This is a genomic window from Palleronia sp. THAF1, assembly GCF_009363795.1.
Lineage (GTDB): Bacteria > Pseudomonadota > Alphaproteobacteria > Rhodobacterales > Rhodobacteraceae > Palleronia.
In genome coordinates, this window is record NZ_CP045420.1 from 1,644,043 (window position 1) to 1,656,759 (window position 12,717).

Here is a 12,717-nt window from a genome sequence, read left to right on the forward strand (position 1 = left end):
GAATCACCGCAAGCGCGGCGGTGTGCTGGGGTCCATGCCGGGGGCTTTGGGCTGCAGCGGCTCGAACTTCGGCAGGTCGAAGCGCAGGCCGACGCGTGCCAATCTAGCCGCGACCGGGTTCGATGCGGCGAAAAAGGTCACGTCCAGCGCGCCCGCTTCCAGCCCTGAGAACACCAGCGCCTCGCGCACAGCGCGGGCCAGCGCGCCTTCAGCGCCGGGGGCGGCGTCGATGAAGGCCAACAGATGCCCTTTCGCGCCACTGTCCCACGTCACGCCCGCCAAATAAGCGATCCGCGCCAAGCCACGGGCCGACGCCAGTTTAGCGTCCAGCGCGGTCAACAACTGCTCGGGCAGATTGCCGGGCGGCGTCAGGTCGCTTGGGGTCGCCTGCGTTTCCTCTGGGCCGTCCGACAGCGTGTCGGCCAGCCAGTTCACGGCGTCGGGTGGCATCAGGTAGGACGATGGCGCGACGCCCGGATTCAGCGCCAAGCCGATCCCCTTGCCCGCAAGCATCGCCGCCAAAATACGCCCGGACAGCGCGGCGTAGGGGGCAGAGCCTTCGGCAAACTCCGCCAGCCGCTCGACCCGGTCGAAAACCAGCACGAAACTGCCCTGCGTCGTCTCGAACAGGCGCGGATCAAGCGGCGCGTCGCCCTCTGGCTCTGCAATCAGCAGCAGATATAACTCGGCAGAGGCAAGGCGGTCGTGGAACGCCAGTCGCGCCGCGTCATCGTCGGGGGCCGCGTCCATCGCGGCATGGGCTTGGTCAAGCGGGGTCATCCATCACCTCTTTCACGCGCGCTTGCAGAACGGGGAGCAGGTCGGTCTCGAACCACGGATTGCGCTTGAGCCATGCGGTATTGCGCCACGACGGATGCGGCAAGGGGAAGACCGACGGCGCATGGTCGCGCCAGGCGCGCACGGTATCCGTCACGCTGGTCTTCGTACCAAGGTGCCACTTCTGTGCGTAGCCGCCGATCAGGACAGTCAAACGCACGCTGTCCAGCGCGTCGATGATCGGCGCGCGCCATGTCTTGGCGCAGATGGCCGGCGGCGGCAGGTCCGATCCCTTCGCGTCATAGCCCGGAAAGCAGAAGGCCATGGGCACGATCGCCACGCGAGAGCGGTCATAGAATGCAGGCTCTTCCAGCCCAAGCCAGTCGCGCAGGCGCTTTCCGGACTGGTCCCAGAACGGCGTATTGGCCTCATGCACGCGTAATCCCGGCGCCTGGCTCGCGATCAGCAGTCGCGCGCCGGGCCGGAACCAGACCACCGGGTTGGGGCGGTGGCCCGTGGCCGTTGCCGCGAAACGCTCGGCGCAAAGGGTGCATTGGGAGAGGCGCGCGATCAGATCGTCCATGCGTTGCGAGGTATGGGGTGAGGCTCTGAAGACAAGCGGTGGGAATGCCGCGCTTCAAACCGGAGTTTCTGACTTTTCTTCGGAATTACACGACACACATCTGAAAAAACGAGTCGGGCGATCTTTCCGGCGCGCTTGTTTCGTTAGAACAGTGAACCGCACATCGGAAGTGGGGATGCGATGTACCGGGTCTGGACCTTTCTGGAGAACTACGTCTGGACGCTGGGCATAGGTGCCCTTCTGGCGATGGTGTTGGCGAACCTCACGCCTGGGCTTTACGCCTATCTGACCGCCTTCCCGATCAGCTTCGGCGACTATGTCGGCCAAGATGCGGGCGTCTGGCTCACGCAGCATGGCACGCGCTTCGGCATCCCGGATCTGGGTGATGTGCGCCGCGTTCTGACGGTGTCCGAGGCCGTGACCAAACTTGGCATGTCCCTGTTCCTATTCCTCGCCGCCAAGGAGTTGTGGGAGGCATTGGTTCTGGACCACGGAGCTTTGCGGGGTTCGGACGCAATCCTGCCCATCGGCGTGGCCATTGGCGGCATGGCGGGCGCGGCGGTGGTCTATCTGGCGCTGAACGCGGCCTTCGGGTTGGACGCGCAGGCAGGCTGGGCAATCCCGGTCGGCACGGATATCGCGGTGGCCTACATTCTGGGGCGCGCTGCATTCGGCGCGAAGCACCCTGCCCTGCGGTTGCTGTTGGTCATGGCGGTGGCGGACGATGCGCTGTCGGTTCTGATCCTGGCCATCTTCCATGTGCAATCCTCGATCCAGCCCCTGTGGCTTTTACTTGCAGCCCTAGCCGGGGGTTTGGCCTATGGGCTGGCGAACTGGCTGCCCCGGCGGCTGGATGGGGCCGATCCCGTGAAACCCGCTCAGACTGCCGTTCGACTGCGCCTTGGCCTGCTGCCTTACGTGGTCGCCGGTGCCGTTAGCCTGTTCGCGGTCACGCGGTCGGGCCTGCACCCTGCCCTAGGCCTGTTGCCGGTGCTGCCCGCCCTGCCCCATGCGGATCGCGCCTTCGGCGTTTTCGCCTCTGCCGAACGCTTCCTGCATGACCTTCTGAACCGCGCCGAGCAGATGCTGCGCTATCCCGTCGGCGTCGTTCTGTTCCTCTTCGCGTTCTGCCAAGCAGGCGTGCCCGTCGCAACATTCGGCCTGCTGTCGCTGACGGTCATCCTTGCCATGCTTCTGGGCAAGCCGCTGGGTGTGCTTGCGGGCGGCTGGGTCGTCGCGAAAGCGGGCGGGCCTGTCGCAGCACAGGGTATCCTGCCGCGTGTCGCACTGGTTGCGGGCGCAAGTCTGACCATGTCGCTTCTACTGGCGGATGCCAGTCAGCTTACCGTCGAACAGTCGCAATCCGCGCGTTTGGGCGTTCTGGTGGGACTGGTATTTCTATCCGTCGCCGCCCGCAGTCTTGGCGCGCGCCTGCCCGCCTAGCATCAAGGGATCGGCAACAAAGCCCGCTACATCTTGCCGATTGGCACCAATCCGGGCCATATTATCGTCAGATTACGCGCCTATTGTCGCGCCATGACCACCATTCTGCGTGGTCCCTCCGCTTGGAAGCCATGATCGAATTCGACAATGTCTCGAAGTCCTTTTGGACCGGAACGCAGCGCAAGGTGATCCTTGATCGCGCCTCTTTCCGCGTCGAGGTCGGCAATTCGCTGGGCATCCTTGCGCCGAACGGCACCGGGAAGACCACGGTTATCAACATGATGGCCGGTCTGGAAAAACCGGATGAAGGCGACATCCGCCGTACCAGCCGCATTTCTTTCCCGCTGGGCTTCATGGGCGGCGTCATCAACAAGCTGTCCGCGACCGAAAACGCACGCTTCATCGCGCGGCTGTACAATCTGGACCCGGACTACCTGGAAGCCTTCTGCCGCTGGCTGTGCAATCTTGGTGAATACTTCGACATGCCCGTTGGCACCTACTCTGCAGGGATGCGCTCGCGCCTTAGCTTTGCGCTGCTACTGGCGTTGGACTTCGACATCTACCTGATCGACGAAGGCATGCCGGCCACCACGGACGTCGAGTTCAACCGCCGCGCCGGCCAGATCCTGCGTCAGCGGCTGGAAAACACGACGCTTGTGGTCGTGTCGCACCAAGCTGAAACACTTGAAAAATTCTGTCGTTCTGCCGCCGTTTTGATGAACGGACAGCTGCATATGTTCGACACACTGGAAGAGGCGAAGCGTCTATATGACTACGAACTCCAAGCCTAAGAAGTTCCGCCTCAAGCGTAGCAACGCCGCCGCCTCGGCGGCAGAGGACGTGGCCGCGAACACGCCGGCACGCCCGGACGCCGTCGGCACGGAAACCGCCGCGCCCGCGCCTGCGTCGATCCGCATCGCCAAGCGCGACACTGCAAGTGCGACGGACGCGGAGACCACCGATGTTGCAACGAAGACCCCTCGTCCCGGCACCGACCTGTCGTCGATCCGCCGTGAAGGTCTGACGGGGCGTCAGCTGCGCATGGCCCGCCGTCTTGCGCAAAAGCACAATCTATCCGTCACATCGGACTTCGACGCCGTGCGCCAGCTTCGCCTGGCCGGGATCGACCCGTTCGAACGCGCCAACATGCTGGAACTCGTCGTGCCGGATGGCAGTGGACCGGTTCAGACAGGACGGGTTCAGCTGCCGCAGACCACGCAGCCGAACGAGGTTCCATCGACCGAGGTGGGCAAGCCAGAGCCCGCGGCGGCCCCACAATCGCAGATCGCCCAGATTGCCGATATCCAGCGCGATATTGCGCGCCGTCGTCGTCGCAAGCTGGTATTGCTGTTTGCGCGGTTGGCCTTTTTTGTTGGCCTGCCAACGCTGTTGGCGGGCTATTATTACTTCAACGTCGCCACGCCGATGTACGCCACGAAGACCGAATTCGTCATCCAGCAGGCCGACAGCGGTGCTGGCGGTGCTATGGGTGGCTTGTTCTCGGGCACGGGCTTCGCGACCAGCCAGGATTCGATCACCGTCCAATCCTATCTGACTTCGCGCGATGCGATGTTGCGGCTGGACGAAGACGCAGGCTTCAAGGAGCACTTCAGCCAAGACTGGATCGACCCGATCCAGCGGCTTGAGCCGGACGCCTCTAATGAGGAGGCCTACGACGTTTACCAAGACAACGTGCAGATCGGGTACGACCCCACCGAAGGCATCGTGAAGATGGAGGTCATCGCCGCCTCGCCCGACGTATCTGCAGAATATTCAGCGCTTCTGATCGGTTACGCGGAAGAGCGCGTGGACCAGCTGACCCAGCGTCTTCGGGCCGACCAAATGTCCGGCGCGCGCGAAAGCTTCGAGGAATCGGAAGAAAAGATGCTGGCCGCCCAGACCGCCGTGCTGGAACTGCAGGAACAGCTTGGCGTGCTGGACCCGGTCGCCGAAAGCGGCTCTGTCATGAGCCAGGTGACCGCGTTCCAGACGCAGCTACGAGAGAAGCGGCTGGAACTGGCCCAGCTTCAGTCCAACCGCCGTCCGAACGAGGCCCGCGTGGCCGGTGTCGAAGGCGATATCGAACGACTGCAGACCGTGATCGACGATCTGCGTTCAGAGATGACCGACGGTACCACCGGCGTTGCGTCCCTAGCCCGCGTCTCGGCCCAGCTGCGCATCGCCGAAACCGAACTACAAACACGCACCGCCCTGATGCAGCAGTCCCTACAACAGCTGGAAACCGCCCGAATCGAGGCGAACCGTCAGGTGCGCTACCTGTCGCTGGGTGTGTCGCCGATCCCGCCGGACGAGCCGACCTATCCGCGCTCGTTCGAAAACACATTGCTGGCATTCCTGATCTTCTCCGGCATCTACCTGATGCTGTCGCTGACCGCGTCGATCCTGCGCGAACAGGTTTCAAGCTAAGCACACCGGAGGGCGGATTTTCCCGCCCTCCCCCCTTGCCCTCGTCTCGCCACCCACTTAGAACCCGCCCTGCGTTGGGGTGTAGCCAAGCGGTAAGGCATCGGTTTTTGGTACCGTGTATCGTAGGTTCGAATCCTACCACCCCAGCCAAGTTTCTCTCAAGATACTGAACTCTCTTCGTTTTTCGGCTTCGGCTGAGAATCGGCTCCGCAGTGCGACACAAGGGTGCAACACATCCCTGCGTCACACGGCGGTAGAAACGGTGTCTGTCGACCTCTCTGGGAGAGAATGTCGATGGGGAAGATCACACATGTCAGCCGCCGGGGCGCGGTTTATATCTGGCGCCGCCGTTGCCCGCTGCGATCGGGTCGGCAATCCACAGAAATGATGCAGGTCAGTCTGCGGACGCGGGAGTTATCCACAGCCAGGCGCGTCGGTGCTCTTGTGTCGAATACGGCCGAGCAGATGTATCTCGGCATGGAAAGTGGAACCCTCACCAGAGACGACGTGCGGACCTATCTGGACGCCGTTGTGACCGAAGAACTGCAGCGGATCGAAGGCGAGCGCTGGGATGAAAGTCCGGCAATTTCGCCGTCCGAATGGCGCGCACGCTGGATGCGGGATCGCGCGGAAGTCTTCGCGCTTCGGATCGTAGCACAGCGCGGAGAAGCCGCGGATCTCATGGCCGAGGACATGGATGTCTTGCGTGATCAGGGTTTCCGCCCGGACGAGATGGGCATGGTCATGGAGAAGATCTTGGACCTGAAGGAGCGCTTCTGGTCCGAAAGCCCGTCGCCGCTGCCGCTCGATCCCGACAAGGTGCTGGGCCCGCGGGATGTCTCGCACGGCTGGGACCGCCATCTGCGGTCGGCGTCCTTCGAGGGTCGCGCCCGGGCGCTGGAGCGGCTGGATCGCGGCGCGTCCTGGGCCGACAGATTCGTTGGCGGCGGCGGCCCGGAGCCCCAGCCGACGCTGCCGAACCTTCCCTCGCCGAAAGTCGGCAAGGCCCCTGCCATGTCCCGCTTTGAACCCGGGATCGTGACGGTCGCGGATCGTATGACGGCCAAGCTACGGGCGTCCCGGATGAAAGAGAGAGACTTCGACGAGAAGTCCTTCACAAATGGCGAGCGTCAGAAGGCTCGTGTTCTCGAGCAGTTCGTGGCCGCCACCGGGAAGTTGACCGTCACCGATCTGCGGCAGGAGGACATTGCCTATTACGTCGCCTGCCTGTCACGGCTGCCGAAGAGCTACAACAAGTCCGAAGCGGACCGCGCGCTGTCCTTCGATCAGCTGATGGAACGCGGCGACGATCTGCCAGACGAGGACGTCGGGCTGTCGGGAGCCACGGTGAACCGGAACCTGACCTTCATCGGGGCGATGTTGAAGGCCGCGAAGTCGGAAGGCATCCGCCCGGCTGAGGAGATCGACCTGACCTGTTTCCGGACAAAGGATCGCCGACTGAAACGCGCGCAACGCCCGGCCTTCACACCCCAAGAAGTCCTTGCAATTTTCGCGCACCCCACATTTCACGGCCGTCAAAGCGCCGCCCGTCCCCATGCGCCGGGCAACGAGATCTGCAAGGATGCACTTTACTGGCTACCGTTGATCGCGGCCTATTCAGGGGCACGCCGCGAGGATATCGCCGGGCTTGAGCTTTGCGACATCAAGATCAGCGCAACGATCCCGCATCTGATCATCCGGCCGAACGTCAATCGCGGCCTGAAGAACCCGCAATCGGAACGGCTGCTCCCCCTGCATCCCCACCTGCTCGAGCTGGGTTTCCGAGAGTATTGCGAGGAGACCGCGGCGTCCGGTGAGACTACGGCCTTCCCGGACCTCAGGCCCTCGGGCGACACCGCCAGCTTCGGAGATGCCCTCCACCATCGCTGGAGCAAACTCCGCAAACGTCAGATCGGCGACGCCCGCGGCAAGGTGTTCCACAGCTTCCGGCACTACGTCAGCACGTATCTGCAGAACGAGGCCGATTGTCCGGACCTCGTGGTGAAGGACCTCCTAGGGCACCTTGCGGGCGATATAACCGCCGACCGGTATCGGGATCCGTCGCGGCTGGGAGAGCTTCTGAACGCCGTATGCCGTCTTCCCAGGGTATTCTGACCGATGGGTTGGCCGCACTGACGGGTTGTTCTCAAAAAAGCGGGACGATTTCCTTGAAAGCGCGAGATCGCCTAAGCGCAAGCGGGGTTATGAAGATGGCAAAGTGGGGTTATGAAAGAGGCCCAGGGGTTATGAACGCAACCCGTTTGGACATCGGTGAAATCGAAGTGCCGCTGTCGAGACGAAGCGTTTTGCCTAATCCGGGCGTCTTCGCACTCATGTCGCGGCGATCCCCAGCGAGGCGCGAAGACGGCTGCAGCAGTTCGCCAATATCTCTCCCCGGGGATCGCTTCTTGATAAAGCCGATCACCGGCATTCCTTGATCGGCGGATCCGGTTGCCGGACGCCCTCCGCCGGGCCGCCCACCTAAACCCCTTATGACAAACGATGATTTCGGGGCGGTTCTCGCTTCTCCAAGGACCACCTTCCGCTCAAGGTGTCCAAACCCAAGCACGTCGACCTGCATTTAACCTCAGGGTATCCCGACCCGCGTGTGTTGGCCTGTTCCGCCCCCGCAGACCCCTGGCAGGAGGTCGCCTTTCGACCCTGGATCGCCTCAACTCGAAGTCTTTCATAAGGCTGTTCGAACTCGTAGTCCCTTATTGAACGACTTCCATAACCGTGAGTCCGGGGAGGTTATGAAGGATTCTTGGCGATTTGGGGGGGGGCGTTAAAACCCACCGACGCCCGTCTTCGGCATCAGCGAGAAGGTCTGCTGCCGGACATCGGTGCCAGTACGTGGCGCTGGCAAAGACGCGCGCCGGCGCGGCGGGCCAGTTCCGCCATCCAGTCCTCGTCGCGTCCCTCCGGGCCGACATGCGCGCCGGTGGTCACGCTGATGCCACGGGATATCCTTCAGTTAGCATACCATGCCGGACGACGGCCTTTGGGCGTGCCTGGATCTCGTGTCTGTTCGTTCAGCAGATCCCAGACTGCATACTTGCGGCCATGCGCCTGCCTCAGGCTTTCCTCGAACTTGTCATGTCCGCAAACTTCGCCGTAGTCTTCGATCCGTGTGTCGGACGCGCGGCAGGCCATGAAGTGCCGCGCCGCGTGGCGATAGCGTTTGGATTTGCCTCCATTCAGGGTGTCTTCGATCAGCTCCCGGCGTAGCAAGGTCGCCGCCAGCGGGTACTCTGCGTCGAGCGCTTCGGCGGCAGGGGTTAGGACTTCGTAGACATTGCCGTCGAGATCGTCCGCTCGGGCCAGAACGGACCGGGCGGCGCGGTCGTGCGCGGGCCATTCGATCAGAAGGGCCAGAGCGGTTTCCAGGTCCGGGAAGGTCTCCGCGAAATCCAATGCCCGTTCTTCGGCCTCCATATCCTCGAAGTCAGGCAGCAGCTTGAGATATTGCCGTAGGTGCGGAGCGCTCAATGTCTCTTCGAACGTCGTGAGAAGGTGGCGCTTGAGATCTTCGGTCCGGCCCATCGCGACCAGGCAGTCCTCGAACACCGCGTCCAGCTCGGCCCTCGATGGCCTGAAGTTTTTGGCCTCATCGACGGCACAGGCGCGGGTGACGATCTCGAACGCCTCCTCGCCGCGTCCCGCGTCCAGCAGTCGGCGCGCCACGCCCGGCGCAATGGTGCCAAAGGTCAGCTGCTCGGCGGAGTAGCGGGCGATGTAGGCGTCCACGTCGCCCTGTGCATCGGCAATGTCGGCCAGGATGATCGACTTGGTCAGACGTCTGTCATCTCGGGCGCGATCCTCTGCGGATGATGACAGGCCGTAGCCGCGATACTGCGCGAGGCCCTCGTCGTCGGGTGTCGCCGCGATCCACGCCTCGGTGATCCGCTTCAAATGCTCCAGACCGTCGTTGCCGAGAGCGGGTGCGGTCGCCGGGATGATCCCGTCGAACTCTCCGTAACCCGCACCGGCCACGGCATCGAGGATGCGGTCCGCTAGCGTGTCTGGGCCGATCGAGATACTCGGCGAGATATCCGCGATCAGATCCATGGCATCGTCCATGACGCTGCCGATCGACCCATTGCTGTCATACGTCCGCTCGTGGATCGACGGTGCGAGTTGCAGGAACGCCCAGAGCAGTTCAAAGGCCTCCGTCGGGTCGTGCAGGGCGACGGTGCCGTCGATTATACGCAGAAGATCCGTGAGGTCCTTCACCAGGGCGCGCTGCTTGCGCCAATCGACGTAGCTTGTCGACCGCCGCAGGGAGGCGAAGCGTTTGCGAATGTCGGCCGCGACGTCGCTCGGTCCCTGCGCGGCGCTCAGCTCAAGCCGCGCCCGACGCTGAAGCGCGGCGTTTCCCTTCACCAGATCCATGACAAGCGCCGCGAGCCGTTCGGCCCCGAGCTTCTCCAGGTTCGCCTTGTTGAGGGTCTTCTTCCCCATCCTGTAGACTCCGCTCGCCTGCCGATCCCGGAGACAAGGCTGCATGATCGTCGACAGCGGGACAATGGCGAACGACGCTCCCGCCCCTAAGCCGACCTTTAACTTGGATCAGATTGCTGCAGTCAGCCCGCCAAAGCCGTCATTCGCCGTACTTGATGTCCCCGGTAGTGATCGGAGGTCCGCTGTGCGGACGAGGACGAAACCGCTCTCGCGGTAGGGGCGCCTGTGGCGGCTGACGTGCGCTGATGCGGGCGGTACGATTTGGTGGATGGGCATGCCTGTCGGACGATTGGGACCTTCTCAATCCGATGACAGGAGGCTTCCATGTCCGATCAACACGTTCCCGCTCTGCGCCGGCGGTTTCTCGAAGATATGCGCATCAAGGGTCTGCAGCCGAAAACGCAGACCATGTATTTGCGGGCGATGCGCGACTTCACCCGGTTCTTGGGCCGCTCGCCCGACACGGCGACGCCTGAGGACCTGCGGGCGTTCCAGCTGGACATGTCCGAGAACGGCACCGGCTCGGCGACGTTCAACAACCGGCTGAGCGTACTGGGCTTCTTCTCGGTGACCTGCGCGCGCGAAGAGATGAAGCGCCACATGCGGTATCAGCGTCTGGCGAAGAAGATTCCGGTGGTGCTCAGCGCCGCGGAGGTCACGCGGATCCTCGACGTCGCCCCGGGACCCGGCCTGAAGTACCGTGCCGCGTTCAGCGTCGCTTATGGCGGCGGGCTGCGGGCCAGCGAAGTGACCCATCTGCGCGTGCCCGATATCGACAGCGACCGGATGCTGATCCGCGTCGATCAGGGCAAGGGCCGCAAGGACCGCCACGTGATGCTGTCGCCAAGCCTGCTGACGCTGCTGCGCGACTACTACTGGGAAGCCCGACCCGCGGGTTGGCTCTTTCCCGGCCGCAACCGGATCGATCCCATCTCGACCCGGCAGTTCAACCGGGCCTTCGGGGCGGCCTGCGACTTCGCCGAGATCAGGAAGAGGGTCTCGCCGCACACGTTGCGGCACAGCTTTGCGACCCATCTGCTCGAGGGTGGGACCGACATCCGAGTGATCCAGGTTCTGCTGGGACATGCCAAGCTGGAGACCACGACGATCTATACAAAGGTAGCGACCAAGGCGATCCAGAGTGTGACCAGCCCGCTCGATCTGCTGGTGCGACGGGAGGCCGGTCCAGATTAAGCGCGGCATCCGTGGCGCATCCCGGACTGGAGGTCGCGGATATCTTCCGCACCCATGGGTCTGCCTATCGCCATGAGAACGCCGGGCATCTGAACCTGCCGCAGCTGAAGGTGATGTCCGCGATCGAGAACTGCCGGACCTCCGCACTTGGCGGGCACGTGTTGGCATGCGCCAAGTGCGGCCATCAGCACGTCGCCTACAACTCTTGCCGCAACCGGCACTGCCCGAAGTGCCAAGGGGCCGCATCGCGGGAGTGGATGGCAGCGCGTATCGAGGACCTGTTGCCGGTCGAATACTTCCATGCGGTCTTCACCCTGCCGACCCAGGTCGCTGACATCGCCTTCCAGAACAAAGCGGTGGTTTAAGGTTTGCTGTTCAAGGCGTCGTCCCAGACGCTTTTGACCATTGCCGCCGATCCGAAGCATCTCGGCGCCCGGATCGGCCTGACCAGCGTGCTCCACACCTGGGGATCGGCGATGACCCACCATCCGCACGTCCACGTCGTCGTCCCGGGTGGCGGTCTGTCGCCGGACGGCACTCGGTGGATCGCCTGCCGCCCGGGGTTCTTCCTGCCCGTGAAGGTCCTGTCGAGGCTGTTCCGACGCCTGTTCCTCGAAGGATTGGTCAGGCTGCACGAGGCGGGCGATCTGGCGTTCTTCGGCGATCTGTCGGAGCTGGCCGACACCGGCGCCTTCGCGGCCCATCTCGCACCGCTGCGCAAGGCCGACTGGGTCGTCTACGCCAAGCCGCCCTTCGGCGGCCCCGAGGCAGTCCTGGCCTATCTCAGCCGGTACACCCACCGGGTCGCGATCTCGAACCACCGTCTTATCAGCGCAGATGCCGGCACCGTGACCTTCCGGTGGAAAGACTACCGCATCAAACGCGGGGAACGACTGAAGGTCATGCGCCTGCCCACGTTCGAGTTCATCCGCCGGTTCCTGGTCCACGTCCTGCCGTCCGGCTTCCACCGAATCCGTCACACCGGCTTCCTCGCCAACGGTGTCCGTCGCGGCAGGATTGAGGCGATCAGGCGTCTTATAGACACGGAGCGAAAGCCGGATCAGACGACCGGCGAAGACGGAAGCGCCGATGCCCATGCGCGAGACCCGCGCCGGACATGCTCCAAATGCGGCAGTGCGATGCGCGTCGTCGAGACCTTCATCCGCGGCCAGATCCCGCAGTCCCGTGCGCCGCCGTGGGAGGATGCCGCATGATCCACCCGTCACACCCAGCGCTGCGATCCCGAGGCGTCGGACCCATTACCGTGGCCGATCCGTCAGAACCTGCCCCGCGACGAGACAATGCTGGCAGAAATGCACCCCGATCCGCGAAACCCAATCAGAAAGATCGACGGACCTGCTCCGCTCGCTCCAATGGAACTCGTAGCTCGGCCCGCCCACCGACGAAGACCTGAGCCACAATTCCCATAGCACCGAAATCCGCCCGCGCTTTCCTCCTTGTCAGGTTTATCGCCGCTGAATGGTGAGCATCCAGCAGCCACAAACCTTAGACGAAGCTGCCGTTCGTTGCTTTATACCCCAAAGTCCGGTTCGCTGGTACGCTAAGTTATGCGGCACCTATGGCTTCTCCATCGCCTCGCAGAGGTAACATCCGATGGTTCGAAATTTGTGAGCATCGTCAGTGACAAGCGCGTAGATCCAGCGGATCCAAGGTCACCTCGCACGCAAACGTCCGCCTTGGCGGGACCCGGGAGATTGTGTGAAAGGGCAAAAGAATGTATACATAGAAGAGGTTTTCAATGCGCTTTTCTTTGTTCCAGACGAGTTTTCACATGCCGCGACGCCTCTTGAGGGATTGCATCTATTCAAACC

The 12,717-nt window shown here is 63.1% G+C and carries 8 protein-coding genes, 1 tRNA gene and 1 pseudogene; 7 read left to right on the forward strand and 3 right to left on the reverse strand.

Features of this window, described 5'->3' with window-relative positions:
• Window positions 1-3: 3 nt before the first annotated feature.
• Together FIU81_RS08235 and FIU81_RS08240 are read right to left on the reverse strand one after the other, a co-directional pair.
• Window positions 4-780 carry an SseB family protein gene (locus FIU81_RS08235; protein WP_124112533.1) on the reverse strand — a complete coding sequence of 259 codons (777 nt, stop codon included), beginning with the start codon at window positions 778-780 and terminating at the stop codon, window positions 4-6.
• Window positions 767-1,360, reverse strand: a complete 594-nt coding sequence (locus FIU81_RS08240; RefSeq protein ID WP_124112534.1) for a uracil-DNA glycosylase family protein — start codon at window positions 1,358-1,360, stop codon at window positions 767-769. Before FIU81_RS08240 ends, FIU81_RS08235 begins: the two co-directional genes overlap by 14 nt.
• A 180-nt stretch (window positions 1,361-1,540) precedes the next feature.
• Between FIU81_RS08240 and FIU81_RS08245 the strand changes: the two genes are divergently transcribed.
• From FIU81_RS08245 to FIU81_RS08265, 5 genes are all read left to right on the forward strand, one after another.
• Complete coding sequence (locus FIU81_RS08245) at window positions 1,541-2,803, forward strand: Na+/H+ antiporter NhaA (RefSeq protein WP_124112535.1); 1,263 nt, start codon at window positions 1,541-1,543, stop codon at window positions 2,801-2,803.
• Between the two features lie 131 nt (window positions 2,804-2,934).
• Window positions 2,935-3,594: an ABC transporter ATP-binding protein gene (locus FIU81_RS08250; protein ID WP_124112536.1), complete on the forward strand. Its 660-nt coding sequence runs from the start codon at window positions 2,935-2,937 to the stop codon at window positions 3,592-3,594.
• On the forward strand, window positions 3,572-5,230 hold the full coding sequence (locus FIU81_RS08255; RefSeq protein WP_124112537.1) for a capsule biosynthesis protein: 1,659 nt from the start codon (window positions 3,572-3,574) through the stop codon (window positions 5,228-5,230). Before FIU81_RS08250 ends, FIU81_RS08255 begins: the two co-directional genes overlap by 23 nt.
• Before the next feature lie 75 nt (window positions 5,231-5,305).
• Window positions 5,306-5,380, forward strand: a tRNA-Gln gene (locus tag FIU81_RS08260).
• A 294-nt stretch (window positions 5,381-5,674) separates the two neighbouring features.
• Entirely contained in the window at window positions 5,675-7,345 is a 1,671-nt protein-coding gene (locus FIU81_RS08265; RefSeq protein ID WP_172971431.1) for a tyrosine-type recombinase/integrase, read from the forward strand.
• Between the two features lie 855 nt (window positions 7,346-8,200).
• On the opposite strand, the gene FIU81_RS08270 is transcribed toward FIU81_RS08265, so the two are convergent.
• On the reverse strand, window positions 8,201-9,691 hold the full coding sequence (locus FIU81_RS08270) for a DUF6880 family protein (RefSeq protein WP_124112539.1): 1,491 nt from the start codon (window positions 9,689-9,691) through the stop codon (window positions 8,201-8,203).
• 324 nt (window positions 9,692-10,015) lie between these two features.
• Here FIU81_RS08270 and FIU81_RS08275 point away from each other — a divergent pair, with 324 nt between their 5' ends.
• Together FIU81_RS08275 and FIU81_RS08280 are read left to right on the forward strand one after the other, a co-directional pair.
• Entirely contained in the window at window positions 10,016-10,885 is an 870-nt protein-coding gene (locus tag FIU81_RS08275; protein WP_124109949.1) for a tyrosine-type recombinase/integrase, read from the forward strand.
• A gap of 11 nt (window positions 10,886-10,896) precedes the next feature.
• Window positions 10,897-12,099 (forward strand): annotated as a pseudogene (locus tag FIU81_RS08280) (IS91 family transposase).
• Window positions 12,100-12,717 lie beyond the last annotated feature (618 nt).